This is a genomic window from Prevotella multiformis DSM 16608, assembly GCF_000191065.1.
Classification (GTDB): Bacteria; Bacteroidota; Bacteroidia; order Bacteroidales; family Bacteroidaceae; genus Prevotella; species Prevotella multiformis.
The window spans coordinates 1,226,709-1,247,672 of sequence record NZ_GL872282.1 but is presented as its reverse complement, the minus strand read 5'-3'; the positions used below and the strand labels follow the sequence as shown (position 1 = coordinate 1,247,672).

The following is a 20,964-nucleotide window of genomic DNA, read 5'->3' as shown; positions in this document are numbered from 1 at the left end:
GAAAACAACTATCAAGGAGGATGAATTATGGCATTTATAGACTACTATAAGATTCTGGGCGTAGACCGGAACATCCCGCAGAAGGATGTACGGGCAGCCTACAGGAAACGTGCAAAGCAGTTCCACCCGGACCTTCACCCCAACGATCCGAAAGCAAAGGCCAAGTTCCAGGCGCTCAGCGAGGCGTTCGAGGTCATCGGCGATCCAGAGAAACGTGCCAAGTACGACAAGTACGGTGAACAATGGCGCAATGCCGAAGCCTATGAACAGGCCGGCGGATTCGGCGGATTCCAAGGAGAGCAAGGCGGCGGACAGGCTGGCGGAAATCCGTTCAGCGGATTCGACTTCAGCAGCTTCGGAAGCGGCGGGAGCGGATTCAGCAGCTTCTTCCAGGACCTGTTCGGTGGCGGAAGCCGGCGCCGGACGGCAGGAGCCGGCACCGGGCGGACATACAGGCAGCAGCCGCCGGGGCAGATGGAGGCCAACGTCGGCATCGATCTCTACACCGCTCTTCTGGGAGGCGAGATCATCATCCAGCTGTCCAGCGGACAGAAGCTGAAGCTGAAAGTAAAGCCGCTGACGCAAGGCGGAACGAAAGTCCGGCTGCGCGGGAAAGGCTATGACCGGGGCGACGGCACCTTCGGCGACCTCATCATCACGTACAACGTGAAGCTGCCGGATCACCTGACTGATCATCAGAAAGAACTGATTGAACAGATGAGAAGGGAAGGCTGACGGCAAAGGGCGCACGTGACTTCCACCAGAACTTCCCACGGTGGGAGTGTGCGGACGCACGACGAGAAGGGACTGTCTTCTTCAAGCAAAGGGGCATGCCGGAGTGTACAGACACTCCGGCATGCCCCTTTTCCGTGTTGCTTACAGGGACAGAATACGTGCTCACCGCCCTCCGGGCTTATACCATTGTCCTGCTCCAGTCAGCTAAAGGAGAGCATCGGTCATCGGAAGGCCAGGACCAGCTGGCGGCCAGCCAGCACGGCGACAAAGCCCAGAAAGAGGGAGGCGAAAAGATAAAGAACAGACGTAGAGAAGTCATCTCCGTCCTTCATCAGCATGACATTCTCGTTCATGAAGGTGGAGAACGTGGTAAAACCACCGCAGAATCCCGTGGCAAGCAGGAGGCGGACGGCAGGGCTGATGCTGCTCTCACTGCCTGACAGTGAAGAGACGATGCCTATCAGAAAGCAGCCCAGAACATTCACCACCATAGTCCCCAAAGGGAAAGACCCTGCCACACACAGCTGAAGATACTTTGAAACGACCATCCGCAGGCTGCCGCCTGCGAAGCTGCCGATTCCGACCAGCAATATATCCTTGAACATCTTGATTATCTGAATTATAATACATTCTCAGGAATTGATGCAGCCCTCTGCCTACATATAGGATTCCGTTCTTTTCCTGCAAGTATCCATATTCTCCGGACAGCATGCCCGATTCCACGCAACAATCCGGCGACAGGGACATTACCATCCGCACAGAGAGAAACCGGTCGCCGGTACAGGGAACAGGGTTCCCGATACATTGGGAACCCTGTTCCCAACGACTGGGAACGTTGTTCCCAACGGCCGGGAACCGTATTCCCATATAATCGTTCTGCCAAGCCCGAGAAAGTGTCAGACTGTTCAGAACACCAGGTTGAAGCCGAACCTGACGCCCCCTTTCGAGATACCCGGCACATGCGTGTAAGTGAGGCGGCGCACATAATCGACCTCCAGACACCTGAAGATGTTGTGTACACCCACCACCAGCTCCAGATAAGGGTCGTGCGTCATCACCCGTGTCCCTTCCGGGAACTTATACAGGTCGGGGTCGTTGGCATTCTGTGGCAGGTAGGGATTGTTCTTGTCCGTCAGGTGTCCCCACATTCCCTTGAACGCCAAGTACTCACGCCACTTCAGTTTCTTGATGAGCGGAAGACGGTTGAAGAGCTTGCCTTCCAAGTCCCATGCAAGGTTGAACTGGGCATACCGGTCGTTGAGGAACTCGAGGCTCTGCATGAGGTTGAACGTCCCCTGGTGTTCAAAATAGGAGGTATTGACCGGTGGCGTAATGAGGAACTGGAACGGCACCTTGCTCCATTGCGCCCCCCCTTCCACACGGGTATCAATATGTCCCCAGCTGCCCAGCCAGAACCGTTTATAGACGGATACTTCCGTAAGATTGCTGTGGAAATTGCCGCCCAGCACATGACGGAGCCCCAGCGTATGCTTCACTCTGAACTCCGGCGCATCAAGGTTGACTTCCATGCGCTGCTGCTTGGAATTGACATAGCTCTGCCCGGGGCGGAAGTCGAGGCCGAGAATCACCTCCGTCATGCGCATCCGGTCTATCAACGTCCCGTCCATCTTCTCGTAGACGAGCCTGCCCGTAGGTCTGTTGACCTCCGTACGCAGTTCAAGACTGGTTGCCAGACCGTAGTCCGTCTCCCACATGAAATTGATTTTCTGGCGGTTGTAGAAGTACATCTTCTCCACCTTTACAGGACGGAAAGTCATGAAGATGTTGTCCTTGTTATGTATCAGATATTTATCCGACGGCGATTCGACATCCTTGTTCAGTTCTACCGATACCGTCCGGATAGGGAACTCGATAGGCTGGTAATCGGGCTTGTTGAACGAGTAAGTCACCTTGGCATCATAGTAATTGCGGTGCGACTTCGTGCCATACGCATAATAGCCTTCAAAGAACCAATGGGGATTGAACTTGGCAGTGGTGCGGGCTGAAGCACGGAGACGGATGCCGTCGACGAAATTCTTGGACAGGAAGGTATTGACCGGGCCGAGGTCCACCTTGCTTGGTGTTTTCTCCGTTCCTGTCTCGATGAAGTTCTCGATAAACGCCTTTGACGCGAACATGACCCACTTGAAGTGCCTGGTCTTCGCCATGCGCTTGATGAAAGAATCCATCCCCGCCTCACTCTTCGTCAGCTGGCTTGTGCGGCGGGCCGCCCAGAAATCGCTGTCACGCATCTTGGCATTGGCATCATAGACGATCTTCGCCTTGCCTTTGAAGCGCCTGTCGTCGATCGGGTTGAAGGCATAGTGCGTCATGCCCGTTGTCCGGATGACGACAGCCCGCTGCAGGAAGTCCGTCAGCTTCAATTCGGCGATCATGTTGTCCGTCGTCAGCGCCCACTCACCATTGTCCAGTCTGGAGAACTCCTGCTCGAACTTCATGGCATCCACGAAGTTCACGCCGGTGCCGGCAGGCAGCTGCATATCACATTTCTTCACGTGCAGCGAACTGTCGTTCAACACGTACAGTTCACCACGGAAGCCGAAATCCTGCTGGTTGGCCGGCATGAACTGCAGACGGATACACTGGTCCTGATTCACATAGACCGTATCGTCGATATAGAAGTGATAGAACGAAATGGCCGTAGAGCCGATCGGTGACGGGAAACGCTTCTGGAGAAGGTCAATCTGGTCGTCGTAGAGGTCGATGTCCTTGAACAGGTCTTTTACGACCGTGTTCAGAGCTTCTCCCGTCTGGATCAGTTTCGAGATGCCCTTCGTGGACTGTCCCAGTACAATATCCTTTTCATCGCGTGGATTCTTGCGGTAAATATGCTGTGTGAGAGTCTCGTCCACAGAGAGCGGAAGGATCAGCTTGTTGTTATAAGGACAGGTCTCCACCTGGTCGAGAAGCCAGGGAGCTTTCTTGAACAGGGAGCTTTCCAGATCATCGGGGGTGAGATTGTTGACCGCCATCGTCACCTTCTGGTACTTGTCGTACTGGTAAAAGTCGTGGTTCTCAAGATGTGTCTGCTTCTTGGCAGCAATGACACGCCGCATGAGCTCCACCGCCGGATTGTCCTTGCGGGAATACTTGTGCCTGCGTTTGGCTTTTACCACGACCCCCTGCAGCTGCCTTGAATCGGCTATAAGCGTCACATGGAGTTCCCTTGGTGTCGCCGAAGTGACCTTTATGCGGCGTGGCTTGTAGCCGACGGCCGTCACGGTAAGCAGTTCTCCTGCCTTTCTTTCGATGGAGAAGTGTCCGTTGGCATCACTGGCCGCCCCCTTCTTCAGATTACGGTAGATGGCATTGGCATACGGGATGCTGTCGCCGGTCTGGGAATCGACCACATAACACTGAAGCAACGTACTGTCTACCACGGCGGGGGGCACCGTCTCCCCGGACAGGGAGTCCATCATCTGGAGAAGCGAATCGGTGACCCTCGCCATCGAGTCGGTCTTCATCAGAAGAGAGTCCTTGCCCAGCGACAGAGAATCACCTCGCATAGGGACGGTATCTGCCGCAACATACAGGAAAGCGAAAGTACGTGCCTGCACCGTCAGAAACGCACACAGGAAAAGAACCGAGAGGCAGAATCTCCCCCCAATCCTCCATGCACTTGTCTTTTTCTTATCCGACAGGGAACGTGAAAGGCCCTGTCTGTCGAGATCTGGTAATCTGCTCATTTCGTGCTTCTGTTTTAGTAGAGCGCAGGATCGTCCTGCACTGTTATCCTGCATCAAGGACAGGCCGCAGCTTCTGGAGGTTACAGAGAAACCCTCCCGCAGGCCGTGTCCGTGCTAATCGATTTCCTCGTCAGCTTCATACCCGCCCATTTCCCGGATGGCATTCTTCAGCATCGTGTACTGTTCGAAGAGGTTGTTGACTGCTTCCTCACCACGTGTGAAATCGTGCATAGGACTTTTGAGGAAGAAGCTCAGGAACCGCTGGATGCCATAACGGCCGGCACGTGCCGCAAGATCGGAGAGCAGTGCGAGGTCGAGAAGCAGCGGTGCTGCGAGGATGGAGTCGCGGCAGAGGAAATTGATCTTTATCTGCATGGGGTAACCCATCCAGCCGAATATATCAATGTTGTCCCATCCCTCCTTGTTGTCATTGCGGGGAGGATAATAGTTGATGCGCACCTTGTGGTAAATGTCTCCATAGAGGTCGGGCTGGTCATCGGCCTTGCAGATCGTCTCAAGGGTAGACAGCTTGCTGACTTCCTTTGTATGGAAATTGGCGGGTTCGTCAAGCACAAGACCGTCACGGTTGCCCAGGATGTTGGTAGAGAACCAGCCGGCCAGCCCGAGGTTGCGGGTCTTGATGATGGGTGCGAAGCCCGACTTGACCAGCGTCTGCCCCGTCTTGAAGTCCTTGCCGGCAATCGGCATGTGCGTCTTCTCTGCCAGTTCCCACATGGCCGGTATGTCAACCGTCGTGTTCGGAGCGCCCATGACGAACGGACACCCCTCTGCCAGCGCCGCATAGGCATAGCACATGGACGGTGCGATGTGCGCACGGTCGTCTGACTTCATGGCCATTTCCAACTGGCCGAGCGTCTTGTGATACTGCTCATCATAAGGAACATAGATTTCCGTAGATGCAGCCCAGATGACAACGATACGCGCACAGCCGTTCTGCTGCTTGAAATTACGGATGTCCTTCTGCAGCTCCAGTACCATATCCCAGCGTGTCTGACAGTCCTTGACATTGTCACCATCCAGGCGTTTGGCGTAGTTTCTGTCAAAAGCAGCCTTCATCGGCCTGATAGCCATCAGTTCCTCACGTACCGGTTCTATATCTTTCGCCTTCAGGACTTCGGCATATACCGCAGCCTGATACGCATTCTGGGGATAGACATCCCATGTGCCGAAGACAATATCTTTCAAATCCGCCAGCGGGACAATGTCCTTATAATGAAGATACTGCTTGGCATCCCTTCGTCCCACACGGATCTTATCGTATTGGGTCATGGAACCGACAGGTTTCGTAAGACCCTTGCGTGCCATCAATACCCCGGTCATAAAAGTCGTAGCAACTGCGCCGCAACCAACGACCATAATACCCAATTTGCCTTCAGCAGGCATGACATTTGTTTGCTTCATGTGACTTTACTACAATATTATTCTAACGTATTCATGCGGCATATATTGCCTTTGTGCAGATTATAATTCATCTAAACTTCTGATGATACGGTCTGCCACGCACATGACAGGCGCTTCTTTCGTCCATCCTTCTCCCTTCAGCCACACCGTCTTGCAGCCGATTTCATGGGCAGGCAGGATGTCTTTCGTGTAGCTGTCCCCCACGACCGTCACATTCTCGGGCTTTTCCTTCATTTCCGCCACCGCCAGGCGGAATATCTGCGGGTCGGGTTTCCGCACACCGGCGACGGCACTCTCGGTGACGGTCTCGAAGAGAGAAGACAGTCCGAACTCGTCAAGGACGACCGCCATGTTGCCATAGAAATTCGTCACCAGTCCCAGTCTGTGCCGCCTCCTCAGCCTCTCGAGCACCCTCCGGCTCGCTTCCGTGTTCTCCTTCACCTTATCATACAGGTCATTCACGAGGGCGGCCTGTACACGTCCGTTCGTCTGCCCATCAGCAGGCAGACTTCCCTTTCCGGTCAGGAATGCGATCTCCATCCTCAACTTCGCCGCCAGCATCTGCCGGAAAGTGAAGTCCGGCCGGATGATCTTCTGCTGTCCCAAAGTGCGTTCAGCGTACACGTAGGCTTCACGGAACTGGGCTTCCGTAACCGGGATACGGAGCCTTTCATAGGCGTGCCACAGCATTCTGCCCCAGTGACAGCCGGCCGTATCGAGCGTTCCCCCGAAGTCGAAGAGGAAAACAGTCGGCACTTTCCCGGTTACCGCTTCACCCGGGAACCGTACGGAAGCCGGTGGAAAGAGTGTTCTATCTGTCTCTTTGCTCATGAACTGATGATAAGGAATGATTGAGAAGGAGGGAAGATGCACGGAAAGACCATGTCCCGGTCAACGCACCCCGGCATGCTCTACCGCTTTACCGGAGAAAGGCGGAAGAGAGCGGGTCAGCTCCCTGCACAGCGCTTCATGCCGTCTGTGCATATAGACATACAATACATTGTATACTGTAATCTCACACAAGAGATAAACCCACGGACAGTCCAGCAGGCAGGTCACATAAACGAGAATCGCCCGGCTATTGAAGGTCAGGAAATTCGTATAAGGCATCAGAGGACGGCTGCCGGCCAGGAAACGATCCTTCATCCCCTGCGGTACATTGCCGATACTGCCATACCGCCGCATCAAGGCCGCATGGAACTGCTGGAAAGCAGGGGTCCTGCGCTCCTGACTCCGGCAATAATGCTGATAATTGCCGTGGAAGGCACGGTCCCAGAAAGCTCCTTCCTTCCCCTTCAATCCCTCTGCTATGGCGTGTTCCCGGGCGTATGTGTCCAGCTCGGAGCCCTCCTTTCCTTTCAGGAAACAGAGATGTATCTGCCGGTAATAGTCGCTCAGCGAACTCTGGGGGGAATGGCACAACAGACCCGCCACGGCCGCCAGTCCCAGCCCCAGGATGCCCCATGTCTCCGCCGTATACGGCACATGCCGGTTCCACAGACGAAACACCAGGGCGAGATAGATGGCAAAGAACCACACGTCACCGGCAAAGCCATCCAGACAACGCCCCTTCATCGACTGCTGCCGGGTGAGCCGGGCAAGCTGACCGTCTGTCGAATCGCAGAAATTTGCCAGCATCAGCAGGAGAATGCCCAGCACGTTATGCAGCGTATCGGTGAAGAAGAACATGACACCCGCCCCTACTCCGAGGAAGATAGACAGAATGGTTACGGCATTGGGAGTCACCCCCAGGCGATACCACAGCAAGGCAAACGCCAGTCCGATGGGACGTGTGAAATGAACATCCAGCCATTCCTCGGTGTCCATGGACTTGAAGGAAGCATGGAGAAGAGAACGGAACCCCGTGCGGCGGACGGTTCCGTCGCCCTGATTTTGTACTGAAACGATCTGTTCTCCCTCCAGAGAGAGGGGGGACGCAGGTCCGTCCTGTCGATTCTTTGCCATAGGTTCTTGAAGAATTAAAAGCTGTTATGGGCGAGCGTTTTCGGACAACCTTACAATCGCCCTTGCCGCCTCCTCCCTGCACCGGGAGAAGCTCGGCCAGTCGTTGAAGTCGACAATCACGTAGTCGCCGCTGCGTGTGACGATGGCATCCCCGCCGTACACCGCCGTATGCAGCAGCCGCGACAGCCTCTCCGCATCCGCCTGCAGGCTGCGGGAAGAGAACGGGTAATGATGCGGCCTGCCGTTCAGACGCTCATCGCCGAACTTGGTCTCGTCACCGTCGCCGGGGTAACAGCAACGGAAGAAACCGGTTCCTTCGACACCATAGAACTTGACAAGGTCTCCTCTCACGTGTGCCTGGACGACGACCTCCCGAACGCCACGCTGCACGAAACGGTCCTTTGCCCGCAGCAGTTCATGCTCATCACGACAGAAACACACGTCTTCCCTGCACTGTGCGGCGGCATCTCCGCGCTTCACCCAGTAGCCGTCCGTCCCCTCGTCAGGCGGAAGAGGAAGATGATTCTCACGCATCACCTTCTCTATATTGCTCCGGCTGCAGGCCCGCACACCCGCCGTCGGGTTGAGAACCTGCATGCCTTCCTTCTCCAACTGCTCCAGCCTGTCCAGCGCTTCAGGACTGCGGGCCATCGAGAAGATCCGGCCGCCGGCCGCTGACGACACTGGCCGACTCCAGGGGACCGGCTGACCACCGTGGCCTCCGAAAGCCGCCAGCTCTTCCTCGCGGACGATGCTTACATTCCCCAGAATCCGTCCGACCTCCTGCAAAATCGCCAGATCCTTCCCTACCGAGTTAGGAGAGAAGCGTTCTGCACGCTGTACCAGCAGAATCCCCTCCCTGTCGCCAGGGACAGAGCCTGCGGCGATCCCCCCTTTCTCTTTCTGAAGAGAAGGCGAGCGCAGAACCGCCTTCCGTATGTCTTCTGCATGGTCAATGTCGAACACCTGTGTCAGCGGATAAGCTTCTATCCGCAGCCCGTCCGCAACAAGGGCACGCTGGAAACTGCGCATCCGGCTATCTCCCCGCTCCACGCAACGCTCCAGAACAGAGAGGGTCCCGGGGGTCAGACCATAGATACCGGCTGACACAAAACGGAGACCGGGACGAGCCGTGTCGTAATACCCCCTGACCCGCATATCGCCGTCAACATCCACATAGAGCGGTTTCTCGTCGTCGATGTAATCCGTGACGCCCATCAGCGCATCCGCCCCCCGGGCTGTCCGGTCCTGGAAAGACGACACATAATCGTGAAACTCCCGTTCGTCAAAGACCGTATCAACCGTTGTCAGGATGAACGGCTCCCCCTGCAGGAACGTGCGTAAAGCATAGAAGCTGTGCATCGAACTGGAAGTAGACCGCATCACATAACGCAGCGGGACAGGCTGTCCGTACAGACCTTCCCGCTGAATGGCCGACAGATGGCGTGCCACGGCAGGCAGATGCCCGTTGCAGACAACGACGATCTCCGCAGCACCATTCGCCATGAAGATCCTGACCAGCCGGTCGATGAGCCGTTCCTCCCCCACCCTTACCAGCGGCTTCGGGTCGGTTATCCCCTCCTGTGCCAGTCTTGAACCGTCTCCGGCAGCGATTATAGCGAATTTCATTACTTTTAAATTACCTGTTTTATCCGATCACCACATCTGTTCCATCCGAAAAGCCGGTTCCTTGCCTGCAAAGGCGCTGCACGCTCTGCGGAACCGTCCGCAGACGGAGAACCGCTCTGCCCCGCCAGCCCGGCACATGCCGTACCGCCGCAGCTTTCCACGGTACGATCGCACCGGCAACGGCATCGCACGCCCGCCGGTGCAAATCCTTCCTTCTTCCCTTCCTGAGGCGGCTGCCGGACAACAGGCAGCCGACATCCCCGGCGGTCGTCATCCAGCGAACCGAAGCACCGACGGGATCCACGAAAGGAAAGACGGAAAACGGCCGGACAGAGCCTTCCCTTTCCGTACTATTTTAGGACGGTCGCCCTGCGGATATGCGTGTCTGCCAGCGGACGGTCATTCGCATCGACGGCCTGCCGCTGGATGCGGTCCACGACATCCAGTCCCTCCAGTACCTGCCCGAAGACCGTGTACTGCCCGTCCAGATGGGGCGTTCCGCCCACCGTCCTGTAGATCTCGCGCACAGCCGGGGTCATCTTCACCTTTCCGCCGGTATGTGCGTCAAGCCGCTCCTGCGCCCAGTCGAGCTGTCCGTCAGAGAACTTTATTCCCCATACGATGTAGAACTGGGAAGCCGACGATTCCCACTTCGGATTGACATCATCAGGCTCGCGCGCCGCCGCAACGGCGCCCCGGCGATGGAGCAGCGCAGGATAATGTATCTCCGCCGGAATCGAACAGGTCTCCGGCGTATCCCCCACGGCCTCGCCGGGCTTCGCCGTCTTCGATCCCAGATCGCCCGTCTGTATCATGAAGTCCTTGATGACACGGTGGAACAGCACGCCGTTGTATGCTCCGCTGCGTACCAGCTTCAGGAAATTGTCACGATGGCGCGGGGTCTCGTTGTAAAGCTGGATGCGGATGTTGCCGCTGTCCGTCTCGAGCAGCACCTCATGGCGCAAAGTGTCGGCCGGTGCCTGCGCCCAGCCACAGGCACCGGAAAAGGCCAGAACCAAAGAACACAAAATCTTCTTCATCGTTTTCATAAATATCAATTCCCGGCAAAGATAAGCATTTCAGGACGAATATCCTAATACTGAAAGGATAAAAAACGTTGCAGACCTGCAATATATCAGGGAAAGGAAGTAACTTTGCACGCTCCATCAAGGAGTCCGGGGGACAGTCCCCGCGGAATTTCCATCACGGCGGCAGACCGGCAGAGGCCTGTTTTCCAGAAAAGAGGACAGGGCAGGAAGCCTTGTCATCCCTGACGGACCGAACACCGGCCGCTGACACCGCCGGACATCAGACAGAACAGAAATGACACAAAAGAAAAGTATATTCCAGCGTCCGTTATGGGTGACCGTCTTCGCCCTCACGGCTGCCACAGCATGGGGATGGGCCTATCCGCTGATCAAGTCGGGATTTGCCGAATTCGGCATTACCTCCGGCATGACGGGGGCGAAAATGCTCTTTGCAGGGATCCGGTTCTGCCTTTCGGGGCTGATCATACTGGGCATGGCAGGTGCCGGTCGACGGGACTTCCACGTGAGGAAGCCGGCCGACTGGTGGTATATCCTGCTCTTCTGCCTGCTGAACACCACCCTGCACTATGCCTTCTTCTATTTCGGGCTCTCCCACAGCGAAGGTTCCCGGGCAGCCATCCTCAACTCGCTGAGCGTCTTTTCCGTCGTCATCCTTGCCTGCATCTTCTTCAAGAGCGACCGCATGACGGTGAAGAAGATCATCGGCTGCATCGTCGGCTTCTCCGGCATCCTGTCGCTGAACTTAGGAGGGACGGAGAGCGGACGGTTCACCTGGCTGGGCGACGGCATGATCATCCTCAATGCGCTTTGCGGTGCATCGGCCTCACTGCTCACCCGCGGACTGGGGAAACGCATCGACGTGTTTGTCGGTACGGGATACAGCCTCGCCATCGGAGGAGCGCTGCTGATTGTCCCGGGACTGCTGCTGGGCGGCAGCCTGCCGCAGATCACCGCGCCGGGCATCGTCTGCCTGCTGCTGCTCATCGCCATCAGCACCCTCGGCTTCACGCTCTACAACAAACTGCTCACCTGCAATCCTGTCGGCCGGGTAGCCATCTACAATTCCCTGATTCCGGTTGTCGGGGCCGTCACCTCCTGCCTCTGTCTCGGTGAGGTTTTCTACTTGAAATACGTAATAGCCGGAGCATTGGCGGCAGGCGGGATATACCTTATCAGCAAGTAGGTCTCCCACGGGCAGCACGGCAGCCTGTACGCACCTCTCTCTGCAACCCTTACGGACAACGCCTCTTCCCCCCTGCAGAACCGGCCCGGAGAACCGGCCTCCACGCCGTGCGGCTTCCATCCGACGAAAGAACCGGAGCAGAAAGACCGGCTGCACGCAGCGGGTAAAACAACTTTACATTCCGAGGCCGTCAAACCTCTTTTCCCGTCCCTACGAACCCTTTCTGGAAGAACGGGAACGGCAGGCAGGAGAACAACCAACGGTCACTTGCCTTCCAGCCAACGCCTGATTGCGTTCCAATCAGTGCTTACTTGGATGCTTACCAACGCCTGTTTGCACCGCAAGGAAGCACCTTTTGAAAAGACCCTCTTATCTCATTGTCTACAAGCGGGTTGCAAAAAGCCTGAAAAGTCCGGGAAGTCCGTATCTGAAATATCCCCATGTGAATTGAAGAGGAGAGACTTGGCAGGACACCGCAGGGAAAAGGGAAGTAAATTATAAGGACAAAACACACGCCTCCCTCCATTGCGGACCAGCTGTCAAGGTACGGCCATCACAGGGGAAACCTTTTTGAGAGAAAGGGGAAACGACACGCTTCTCCACTTGGAGAAGAACCAGAGGGAGACGGGAACGCCCGCCGCCGTTCAGGACGACACCCGGGCACGATCAGATGCAATAGTCCGCAGCATCCACCAGTCCCGACCGCATGGCATAGCGCATGGCCTCGTGTACACTGTTGACACCCAGCTTGCGAAAGATGTTCTTACGGTGCGTATTCACCGTATGGAATGACGAAAAACGCTTCTCGGCTATCTCTCGGGTCGTCATCCCCAGGGCGATCTCCTTCAAGATTTCGGTCTCGGTCTTCGTCAGCTTCACCGTCTCCCTGTCAGGAGTCTCCGCAGGGGTCAGGAGCAGGCCGGCGGCGTGCTGGCAGAGGAAACGCCGTCCGTGCAGCACATAGTCGAGACACTGTTCTATCTCCGGCAGCTTCGCATCCTTCATAAGCACGCTGACCAGACCGCTGGCACTGACAACGCTGCGGATGAAACCGACGCTGAGCTCCTCGCTCCAGAGTACCAGGTGTGCAAGCGGATAACGCTGCCCGAGCACGAGCAGGTCGGCCGCACCGGAGAAATCGAACAGAGTATAATCCAGTATCACGACGGCTTCCGGACACGCTTTCAGCCGGTACATCAGTTCAGACTTGCCGGCTGCCACCTGGCAGGAGACCTCTCCCATGCGTGAAAGGACATGGAGCAGCCCCGCCCGTGTAATATCCTGATTGTCCGCTATGATGATCTGTTTCATCTTCGTTCCTTCCTGCTGTTTTATCCTGCCGGAGAGTGCAAAAGTAGGGAAAATAATCGAGAATATAAAAAAAATATTGTAAGTTTGCAACATCATTCAAACACATTACCTGAAATGAAGAAACTGCTTTTCCTCGTAGCCGGGCTGCTGATGGCAGCTGCCGCCGGCGCACAGATACAACGGCCGAAGCTCGTCGTCGGGCTCGTTGTCGACCAGATGCGCTGGGATTATCTCTACTACTATTATGACGAATATGGGAACGACGGCCTGCGCCGGCTGCTCGACCATGGCTTCTCGTTCGAGAACACGCACATCAACTATGCACCGACGGTGACCGCCATCGGACACAGTTCGATATTCACAGGGTCCGTCCCTGCGATTACAGGCATTGCAGGAAACTATTTCTACCAAGATGACAAAAGCGTCTATTGCTGTGAGGACAGGACCGTGAAGAGCGTCGGTTCGGACAGCCGGGAAGGACAGATGAGTCCGCGGCGGATGCTCACCTCCACCATCGGCGACGAGCTGCAGACCGCAACCGACTTCCGGTCGAAGGTGATCGGCGTGGCGCTGAAGGACCGTGCCTCCATCCTGCCGGCCGGCCATGCGGCTGACGGTGCTTACTGGTGGGACACCTCGGCAGGACATTTTGTCACCTCTACCTTTTACATGGACAAGCTGCCGCAGTGGGTCGAGGACTTCAACAGAAAGAACCATACCGCTCCCCGATTCGACATCAAAGGATCGACGCAGGGCGTGACGATGACCTTCAAGATGGCAGAAGCGGCATTGAAGAACGAGCGGCTCGGCAAGGGGAAGGAGACGGACATGCTCACCATGAGCGTCTCTTCGACGGATATCATCGGACACAAATACTCTACCCGGGGCGAGGAGAACCATGCTGTATACATGCAGCTGGACAGGGATCTGGCACAGTTCCTTAAAGCACTTGACCAGGAAGTGGGCGAGGGAAACTATCTGCTCTTCCTGACGGCTGACCACGGCGCTGCACACAACTACAACTATATGCGTGAGCATCGCATCCCGGCCGGCGGATGGGACTATAAGCAGACCGTAACAGGCCTTAACGCCTATCTGCAGGGGAAGTTCGGCATCAGTCCGGTAATGAGCGAGGACAATTACCAGATCTACTTCAACGACTCACTGATTGCCGCTGCTGGAAAGAAGAAGCAGGAGGTGATTGACGAATCGGTAGACTGGCTGAAGAAGGACCCGCAGTTCCTTTATGTCTTCGACGAAGAGAAGGTGACGGGGACGACCATGCCGGAATGGATCAAGGAACGCATGGAAAACGGGTACTTCCGCGGACGGTCCGGAGAGATCGGTGTCGTCACCCGTCCGCAGTTCTTCGGCGGGAAGGACGACCCGGCCTTCCGTGGAACACAGCACGGACAGCCGTTCCCCTATGACACACACATTCCCTTCCTGCTTTACGGATGGCACGTGAAACACGGTTCGACGAATACGGAGACACATATCGTCGACATCGCACCGACAGTCTGCGCCATGCTGCATATCCAGATGCCGAACGGCTGTATAGGAACAGCAAGATACACCTACTGAATTACAAACAACTTTTCTCTGCACGGCACGTCACGGAATCCTTCCCGGCGAAGGAAGCGAGACGGCATGCAGACCCTATACTTATGCACATTGCAATTGCAGGAAACATAGGGAGTGGCAAGACGACACTCACGACCATGCTGGCCAGACGATATGGATGGAAGCCGAGGTTCGAGTCGGTAGACTACAATCCCTATCTGGAAGATTATTACAAAGACATCAAACGCTGGTCGTTCCCCATGGAGGTGTTCTTCCTGAAAGAACGCTTCAGAGATCTGCTGGAAATACGGCAAAGCGGAGAGTCGGTCGTGCAGGACCGTTCCATCTACGAAGGGGTCTACGTCTTTACGGAAAACAATTACGCCATGGGCAACCTTGACGACCGTGACTACGAGACCTACATGGAACTGTTTGAGGACATGACGGATGCCGTCCGCTTCCCCGACCTCATGATCTATCTCCGGTCTTCGGTCAGCCACCTCGTTTCCAACATAGAGAAACGGGGACGGGAATACGAACAGAAAATGCCCCTGGATTATCTCGAAAGCCTCAACAGACGCTACGACGAGTTCATCAGGGACAAGTACAAAGGGCGTGTCCTGACCATCGATGTCGACAGGCTCGACTATCAGCACCGGCCGAAAGACTTCGGCTTCATCACCGACAAAATAGACCGGGAACTCTTCGGACTGTTCTGACTTCCGACCTCTTTTCCGGAGGGATGCCAAAAGACGAAGAAGGGCATCGCCATTACACAACAGACAAGAAACAATAACCTCACGCCCCGACACCGAAGGCTCTCCCCGAGAGAAGCTGACAGGAAGAAGGGGATTCACAGACATACATTATGCACATAGCCATTGCCGGAAACATCGGAGCCGGAAAGACAACGCTCACGAAGATGCTCGCCAGAAGATACGGATGGAAAGCCCACTTCGAGCCGGTCGACAACAATCCCTACCTGGAAGATTACTACAAAGACATGACCCGCTGGTCGTTCAATCTGCAGATATACTTCCTCAACAAGCGTTTCCGCGACATCGTGGAGATCTCACGCTCGGAAGAGACCATCATACAAGACCGCACCATCTTCGAGGACGCACGCATCTTCGCGCCCAACCTCTATGACATGGGGCTGATGTCCGAACGCGACTTCAAGAACTACACGGATCTCTTCGACCTCATGCTCTCGCTGGTCAAGCTGCCCGACCTGCTGATCTACATCCGCTGCTCCATCCCCCGCCTCATCGACCATATCCAGCAGCGCGGACGGGACTATGAACAGACGATGCGCATAGACTACCTCCGGGGACTGAACCAGCGGTACGAGGACTGGATCAAGACCTACAAGGGACATCTGATGATCGTAGACGGCGACACGACCGACTTCCAGGAGAATCCGCAGGACTTCAAGCGCGTCACGGACATCATCGACGACCGCCTCTTCGGACTGTTCCCAATGGAGTAAGGAAGCCCCACCCTCCAACCGGGAGGCGGCCGCAGAGCAGGCCGGCCCTGTACCGGAACTCCCCCCATGCTCCTGCCATCCGTTCCTCCCTCATCGCCTGTCCGCACCCTGAACAACCGGCGGATGCTTTTGGCATGATATTTGTTTTGTAACGATTACAAAGTATGAACCCGCCCTGCGGACAGGACACACTGTCCCAGAAGGGCACACAACACGATTATACAAGTATGGAAAAAGTAAAGACCCTGATAATCGGCAGCGGGCCTGCAGGCTATACCGCAGCCATCTATGCCGGACGTGCCAACCTCCAGCCAGTACTCTACTCCGGACTGCAGCCGGGCGGACAGCTGACGACTACGACCCTCGTCGAGAATTTCCCGGGCTTCCACGAAGGCATAGATGCCAACCAGCTGATGGACGAAATGCGCCGGCAGGCTGCACTTTTCGGTGCTGACCTCCGCGACGGGTCCATCGTAAAGGCCGACCTCGGCAGCCGTCCCTTCCACCTTGAAGACGAACGCGGCAACAAGATCGAGGCAGAGACCGTCATCATCGCCACCGGTGCCAGTGCGAAATACCTTGGGCTGCCAGACGAAGAGAAGTACCGCGGACAGGGTGTCAGTGCCTGTGCCACCTGCGACGGCTTCTTCTATCGCAAGCGTACGGTAGCCGTCGTCGGCGGTGGAGACACAGCCTGCGAGGAGGCCATGTATCTCTCCGGACTGGCGAAGAAAGTGTACATGATCGTGCGGAAGCCCTACCTGCGTGCTGCGGAAATCATGCGCAAACGCGTGACCGAGAAAGAGAACATCGAGATACTTTACAATACCAACACGCTGGGACTTTTCGGTGAGAACGGCGTCGAGGGAGCGCACCTCGTCCGCTTCAAGGGCGAGGAGAACGAGGAGAAGTACGATATCGACATCGACGGCTTCTTCCTCGCCATCGGGCACACTCCCAACACAGAACTGTTCAAGGGACAGCTGGAGACGGACGGCCAGGGCTTCATCGTCACCCGTCCGAAATCTACCGCCACCAGCATCGAGGGGGTCTATGCAGCAGGCGACGTAGCCGACCCCACCTACCGGCAGGGAGTCGTGGCAGCCGGCACCGGTGCCATGGCAGCGATTGAGGCGGACCGTTTCCTGCAGAAACAGTAGGAAATCCCTCCAAGCGATTCTCTCCGACAGCAGGGATATAGGATCCATGCGGACGTAAAGAAAGACGACAACGGACGTACGAGCCGTATATCCCTGCCTGTGCCATACAGCGTTTCAAGACCGCAGCGAGCAGGCAGCCGGTCCTGCCGCTCCGTCTCGGTCTTTCTCCATTCAGACAAACAACTTAATTCACCGACTTATGCGCAACATCCTATCCATCCTGTGCAGTCTTGCCTTACCCGTCCTCGCCGAGGCTGCGGGCTGCGGCATCCTGATGACCGGAGCGGCATCCTGCACAACCAAACCTAACACGAATATGTTACAGACCGATTCCGGAGCCGTCTCCAAGACGAGATTCACCCGGCCCGACGATGCCACACTGCGTAAGACCCTTACACCGGAGCAGTATGCCGTCACGCAGCAGGCAGCCACCGAACGTCCTTTCACCAATGCGTACGACCATGAGTTCAGAGAAGGCATCTACGTGGATGTCACGACAGGCGAGCCGCTCTTCTCATCGGCAGACAAGTATGATTCAGGATGCGGATGGCCGGCTTTCTCCAAGCCCATCGACAAAAGCCTCGTCACCGACCATACGGACACTTCACACGGAATGGTGCGCACCGAAGTGAGAAGCAAGACCGGGAAGGCGCATCTGGGGCATGTCTTTGACGACGGACCCGCCGAGACCGGCGGAAAAAGATATTGTATCAACAGTGCTTCGCTGCGCTTCATCCCACTTGAGAAGATGAAGGCTGAAGGCTACGGAGCCTACATCCATTTAGTAAGACCCATGAAAGAAATCTATGTCGCAGGCGGATGCTTCTGGGGAACAGAGCACTATCTCAAGCAGATAGAAGGTGTCACGGCCACGGAAGCGGGCTATGCGAACGGAATCATCAAGAACCCCACCTATGAAGAGGTATGTACGGACAAGACGCAGTTTGCCGAAGCCGTCCACATCACCTACGACCCGAAAGTCATCAGCCTGGAGTTCCTGTTAGGCTTATACTTCAAGGCCATCGACCCGACAAGTGTGAACCGACAGGGCAACGACCGGGGGACGCAGTACCGCACGGGAATCTACTATACCGATCCGGCCGACCTCCCCACAATCAGAAAGGTATTTGCGGAAGAGCAGAAACAGACGAGCGGGAAGATCGCCGTCGAGGTGAAGCCCCTGAAGAATTTCTATAAGGCAGAGGAGTATCACCAGGACTATCTCGACAAACATCCTTCAGGCTACTGCCACCTCCCGCAGGCACTCTTCGAGTATGCCCGCAAGGCGAAGATGAAGAAATAGAGAACACCCGGAACGTAATACAGCGATCGGATGCCCTTGGGCGTCCGATCGCTGTTTTTTTTCACCTGTTCTCCCGGAAGCCCTCTCCTGAACAGGGACCGGACCGTCCGCGCCCGGTTATCTGCCTGCCGTCAGCCTCCTGCGCTTCAGACGCCTTATCCGCCAGCGACGGGAGCGGCCAACGAAACGTTATCTGCTTGTCGTCAGACCGCTGCGTTTCGGACGCTTATATGACCGGTAGTCGTCGAGTTCTATCTCAATATCGGGCTCCACCAGCACACCGGCCTGCGGCAGGCGGAACTTCATGTACCTGATATCCAGTCCCCGGTCAATCCATTGGTTCTCATAATAGGTGTGGATGCCCAGGATTTCACGTGTCTTCTCGTCCATCAGATGCGCTGCCGCCCTGTCTCCTTCAAGCGTATTGCCATACAGGTCTTCCGTCCGGTAAAGAACAGGAAGATGATTGGCCTGAACCATATAGGTCGTGTATGTAAAGAGGAAATTCGAGTCTGTCTTCAGATGCACGATCCCTCCATCCACCAGGAAACGCCGGTAACGTTCCATAAAGAATGTCGACGTCAGACGTTTGTGTACGTTCTTCATCTGCGGATCCGAGAATGTAAGCCATATCTCCTGTACCTCGTCCTCGCCAAAGAAACGGTCGATGACCTCGATGCTCGTGCGGAGGAACGCCACATTGTCCAGGCCGCCCTCCAGAGCCTGCCTGGCACCGGTATAGATGCGTGCGCCCTTGATGTCTACGCCGATGAAGTTGATGTCCGGATAGACACGTGCCAGCCCGACGGTATATTCGCCTTTGCCACATCCCAGTTCAAGTACAATCGGGTTGTCATTATGAAAATACTGCTCACGCCAGGATCCTTTCATCCCGAACGGGACCTCACTGATGACACTGAAAGGATACTGAAAGACATTCTTGAATGTCTCCATCTCCGCAAACTTCTGTAACTTACCTTTACTCATGGCTGCAAAGTTACAACAAAATTAAGGAATGAGAAAAGGCACGGCCGATTTTATCGCATCATCGCCCGCATCGCCTCCTACGGAGAAGTCCTTTCGGCAAACGACTTTCTCTCCTCACCGTGACCGTCTGCACATACAGCTTCCAGCAGCCGCACTTCCCCAAGCCAATATGCCGGGAAGCACAGAACCGTCTAAGGACAAGCCGGAAACAATCAGGCCTCCTGAAAAGAGCGTATCGTCTCCACCGGCTGAAACAGATCATTGCCCTGTCTGTCCGAACACAGCCGCAACGGAAGCTGGACAGCAGAAAAAGGGTTCTTCCGTTAAATGCGCAGATGCTTTTCGCATGGCTTTGACGGAAGAACCGAAGTGATTCATTCAACAAAAACATAGCCAGGACCGTCAACCGGCTATTCCATCATCATCCTCCGATACAACAGCCTTTCCAATTTAATATGTTGAAAATACAGACAAGGTTTTGAAAAACCATTACATAATTTCAGACAAATCATCTGCAAATATAAAAGACACGTGCAAAATGCAGGTTCGTAAACTGCCGTAAATCAACAGGTTATCAAGTCGTTTGTAAAAGGTGCCTGATTGGACTTCAAAAGGGCGTTGGTAACACGCTGAAAGAGCACCTGTTGCAAGTCAATCAGGCATCTGTTAGAAGCCAAAAGAGCATGTGTTGCTTTGCATTGCATGAAAACAGTTTACAAACACCGATGATGTGAGAATAGGTTGTTCGTAGAAGACAGAAAGACAGGCTGATGGTCAGACATCGTTTCTATCTGCCTTTCCTGTATTTTATCTTTCAGTTTATCCTCCTTTGCAAGATCATCTGCTTTCGGACAGTCATGCCCTGCAAGTGCATAGGCCTTTCTTCTATTTCCAATCTATGCACTTGACAGAAGAATCAAAAAAGGCAGCAGAAAACGGATGATTCCGTCTCTGCTGCCTTCTGTCTTTCCATCCTTGATCTTAGAACTTAGCCATTTTGATGGCGTCAATTGCACATTCGTCCCCCTTGTTTCCGAGCCTTCCGCCACTGCGGTCCTTTGCCTGCTGCAAGTCGTCCGTGGTGAGCAGCCCGTAGATGACGGGGATATTCTGTGTGGCGTTGAGATGCGCAATGCCGTAGGTGACCCCCTCGCAGATATAGTCGAAGTGAGGAGTCTCTCCCCGGATGACGCTTCCGAGGATGATGACGGCATCGAATCCGTCGTTCTTGGTCATCTGCTGCGCTCCGTAGATCAGCTCGAAGCTGCCGGGAACCGTCTTGATGTGGATGTTCTCCGGGAGAGTGCCATGCTTCTCAAGTGTCTTGACGGCCCCGTCAAGGAGAGCATCGGTGATTTCCGGATTCCACTCGGCTACGACGATGCCAAAGCACATGTTGCTCGCGTCAGGTACGCTCTGTGCATCGTAGTCGGATAAGTGATGAAGTTCTGTTGCCATGAC

17 protein-coding genes are annotated in these 20,964 nt (G+C 55.4%); 7 read left to right on the top strand and 10 right to left on the bottom strand.

The features are described from left to right. Positions 1 to 27 precede the first annotated feature (27 nt). Complete coding sequence (locus HMPREF9141_RS04965; protein ID WP_007367438.1) at positions 28 to 735, top strand: DnaJ domain-containing protein; 708 nt, start codon at positions 28 to 30, stop codon at positions 733 to 735. Between the two features lie 221 nt (positions 736 to 956). Here the strand turns inward: HMPREF9141_RS04965 and crcB are convergent, their stop codons facing one another. From crcB to HMPREF9141_RS04925, 7 genes are all read right to left on the bottom strand, one after another. Then, the gene (gene crcB, locus HMPREF9141_RS04960) at positions 957 to 1,340 is read right to left on the bottom strand and encodes a fluoride efflux transporter CrcB (RefSeq protein ID WP_007367437.1); all 384 of its coding nucleotides are present in this window, start codon (positions 1,338 to 1,340) and stop codon (positions 957 to 959) included. 300 nt (positions 1,341 to 1,640) lie between these two features. After that, positions 1,641 to 4,262 carry a DUF5686 and carboxypeptidase-like regulatory domain-containing protein gene (locus tag HMPREF9141_RS04955; RefSeq protein ID WP_370991937.1) on the bottom strand — a complete coding sequence of 874 codons (2,622 nt, stop codon included), beginning with the start codon at positions 4,260 to 4,262 and terminating at the stop codon, positions 1,641 to 1,643. A gap of 294 nt (positions 4,263 to 4,556) precedes the next feature. Next, a complete protein-coding gene (locus tag HMPREF9141_RS04950; RefSeq protein ID WP_007367435.1) occupies positions 4,557 to 5,864 on the bottom strand; it encodes an inositol-3-phosphate synthase in 1,308 nt (435 codons plus the stop codon). A gap of 60 nt (positions 5,865 to 5,924) precedes the next feature. Beyond that, positions 5,925 to 6,695: an HAD family hydrolase gene (locus HMPREF9141_RS04945; RefSeq protein WP_007367434.1), complete on the bottom strand. Its 771-nt coding sequence runs from the start codon at positions 6,693 to 6,695 to the stop codon at positions 5,925 to 5,927. Between the two features lie 60 nt (positions 6,696 to 6,755). Next, positions 6,756 to 7,829 carry a CDP-alcohol phosphatidyltransferase family protein gene (locus HMPREF9141_RS04940; protein ID WP_007367433.1) on the bottom strand — a complete coding sequence of 358 codons (1,074 nt, stop codon included), beginning with the start codon at positions 7,827 to 7,829 and terminating at the stop codon, positions 6,756 to 6,758. Between the two features lie 24 nt (positions 7,830 to 7,853). Further along, positions 7,854 to 9,458 carry a sugar phosphate nucleotidyltransferase gene (locus HMPREF9141_RS04935; RefSeq protein WP_007367432.1) on the bottom strand — a complete coding sequence of 535 codons (1,605 nt, stop codon included), beginning with the start codon at positions 9,456 to 9,458 and terminating at the stop codon, positions 7,854 to 7,856. 350 nt (positions 9,459 to 9,808) lie between these two features. Then, positions 9,809 to 10,498: a peptidylprolyl isomerase gene (locus HMPREF9141_RS04925; protein ID WP_040554496.1), complete on the bottom strand. Its 690-nt coding sequence runs from the start codon at positions 10,496 to 10,498 to the stop codon at positions 9,809 to 9,811. A gap of 283 nt (positions 10,499 to 10,781) precedes the next feature. Between HMPREF9141_RS04925 and HMPREF9141_RS04915 the strand changes: the two genes are divergently transcribed. Continuing rightward, positions 10,782 to 11,690, top strand: a complete 909-nt coding sequence (locus HMPREF9141_RS04915; protein WP_007367428.1) for a DMT family transporter — start codon at positions 10,782 to 10,784, stop codon at positions 11,688 to 11,690. 666 nt (positions 11,691 to 12,356) lie between these two features. Here HMPREF9141_RS04915 and HMPREF9141_RS04910 read toward each other — a convergent pair. Then, complete coding sequence (locus HMPREF9141_RS04910; RefSeq protein WP_040554494.1) at positions 12,357 to 13,001, bottom strand: helix-turn-helix transcriptional regulator; 645 nt, start codon at positions 12,999 to 13,001, stop codon at positions 12,357 to 12,359. A 114-nt stretch (positions 13,002 to 13,115) separates the two neighbouring features. Here HMPREF9141_RS04910 and HMPREF9141_RS04905 point away from each other — a divergent pair, with 114 nt between their 5' ends. The 5 genes from HMPREF9141_RS04905 (at position 13,116) to HMPREF9141_RS04885 (ending at position 18,516) form a co-directional block, all read left to right on the top strand. Further along, on the top strand, positions 13,116 to 14,585 hold the full coding sequence (locus tag HMPREF9141_RS04905) for an alkaline phosphatase family protein (protein WP_040554279.1): 1,470 nt from the start codon (positions 13,116 to 13,118) through the stop codon (positions 14,583 to 14,585). A gap of 83 nt (positions 14,586 to 14,668) precedes the next feature. Next, positions 14,669 to 15,283, top strand: a complete 615-nt coding sequence (locus tag HMPREF9141_RS04900) for a deoxynucleoside kinase (RefSeq protein ID WP_007367425.1) — start codon at positions 14,669 to 14,671, stop codon at positions 15,281 to 15,283. A 149-nt stretch (positions 15,284 to 15,432) separates the two neighbouring features. Further along, positions 15,433 to 16,053, top strand: coding sequence for a deoxynucleoside kinase (locus HMPREF9141_RS04895; RefSeq protein ID WP_007367424.1), 621 nt, complete (start codon positions 15,433 to 15,435; stop codon positions 16,051 to 16,053). A gap of 227 nt (positions 16,054 to 16,280) precedes the next feature. Beyond that, entirely contained in the window at positions 16,281 to 17,213 is a 933-nt protein-coding gene (gene trxB, locus HMPREF9141_RS04890) for a thioredoxin-disulfide reductase (protein ID WP_040554493.1), read from the top strand. Positions 17,214 to 17,412: 199 nt separating this feature from the next. Continuing rightward, positions 17,413 to 18,516: a bifunctional methionine sulfoxide reductase B/A protein gene (locus HMPREF9141_RS04885; RefSeq protein WP_007367422.1), complete on the top strand. Its 1,104-nt coding sequence runs from the start codon at positions 17,413 to 17,415 to the stop codon at positions 18,514 to 18,516. Between the two features lie 189 nt (positions 18,517 to 18,705). On the opposite strand, the gene trmB is transcribed toward HMPREF9141_RS04885, so the two are convergent. Further along, positions 18,706 to 19,503 (bottom strand): tRNA (guanosine(46)-N7)-methyltransferase TrmB, encoded by a 798-nt coding sequence (trmB, locus tag HMPREF9141_RS04880; protein ID WP_007367421.1) that lies wholly within the window; start codon positions 19,501 to 19,503, stop codon positions 18,706 to 18,708. A 981-nt stretch (positions 19,504 to 20,484) separates the two neighbouring features. After that, complete coding sequence (gene ribH, locus HMPREF9141_RS04875) at positions 20,485 to 20,961, bottom strand: 6,7-dimethyl-8-ribityllumazine synthase (RefSeq protein ID WP_007367418.1); 477 nt, start codon at positions 20,959 to 20,961, stop codon at positions 20,485 to 20,487. Positions 20,962 to 20,964 lie beyond the last annotated feature (3 nt).

Coding starts and splice junctions, on each gene's coding strand:
- HMPREF9141_RS04955 (WP_370991937.1), bottom strand. CDS start 4,262: ATGCGAGGTGATTCTCTGTCGCTGGGCAAGGACTCTCTTCTGATGAAG.
- crcB (WP_007367437.1), bottom strand. CDS start 1,340: ATGTTCAAGGATATATTGCTGGTCGGAATCGGCAGCTTCGCAGGCGGC.
- HMPREF9141_RS04885 (WP_007367422.1), top strand. CDS start 17,413: ATGCGCAACATCCTATCCATCCTGTGCAGTCTTGCCTTACCCGTCCTC.
- trxB (WP_040554493.1), top strand. CDS start 16,281: ATGGAAAAAGTAAAGACCCTGATAATCGGCAGCGGGCCTGCAGGCTAT.
- HMPREF9141_RS04925 (WP_040554496.1), bottom strand. CDS start 10,498: ATGAAGAAGATTTTGTGTTCTTTGGTTCTGGCCTTTTCCGGTGCCTGT.
- HMPREF9141_RS04965 (WP_007367438.1), top strand. CDS start 28: ATGGCATTTATAGACTACTATAAGATTCTGGGCGTAGACCGGAACATC.
- HMPREF9141_RS04950 (WP_007367435.1), bottom strand. CDS start 5,864: ATGAAGCAAACAAATGTCATGCCTGCTGAAGGCAAATTGGGTATTATG.
- HMPREF9141_RS04905 (WP_040554279.1), top strand. CDS start 13,116: ATGAAGAAACTGCTTTTCCTCGTAGCCGGGCTGCTGATGGCAGCTGCC.
- HMPREF9141_RS04900 (WP_007367425.1), top strand. CDS start 14,669: ATGCACATTGCAATTGCAGGAAACATAGGGAGTGGCAAGACGACACTC.
- HMPREF9141_RS04895 (WP_007367424.1), top strand. CDS start 15,433: ATGCACATAGCCATTGCCGGAAACATCGGAGCCGGAAAGACAACGCTC.
- ribH (WP_007367418.1), bottom strand. CDS start 20,961: ATGGCAACAGAACTTCATCACTTATCCGACTACGATGCACAGAGCGTA.
- HMPREF9141_RS04915 (WP_007367428.1), top strand. CDS start 10,782: ATGACACAAAAGAAAAGTATATTCCAGCGTCCGTTATGGGTGACCGTC.
- HMPREF9141_RS04935 (WP_007367432.1), bottom strand. CDS start 9,458: ATGAAATTCGCTATAATCGCTGCCGGAGACGGTTCAAGACTGGCACAG.
- trmB (WP_007367421.1), bottom strand. CDS start 19,503: ATGAGTAAAGGTAAGTTACAGAAGTTTGCGGAGATGGAGACATTCAAG.
- HMPREF9141_RS04910 (WP_040554494.1), bottom strand. CDS start 13,001: ATGAAACAGATCATCATAGCGGACAATCAGGATATTACACGGGCGGGG.
- HMPREF9141_RS04945 (WP_007367434.1), bottom strand. CDS start 6,695: ATGAGCAAAGAGACAGATAGAACACTCTTTCCACCGGCTTCCGTACGG.
- HMPREF9141_RS04940 (WP_007367433.1), bottom strand. CDS start 7,829: ATGGCAAAGAATCGACAGGACGGACCTGCGTCCCCCCTCTCTCTGGAG.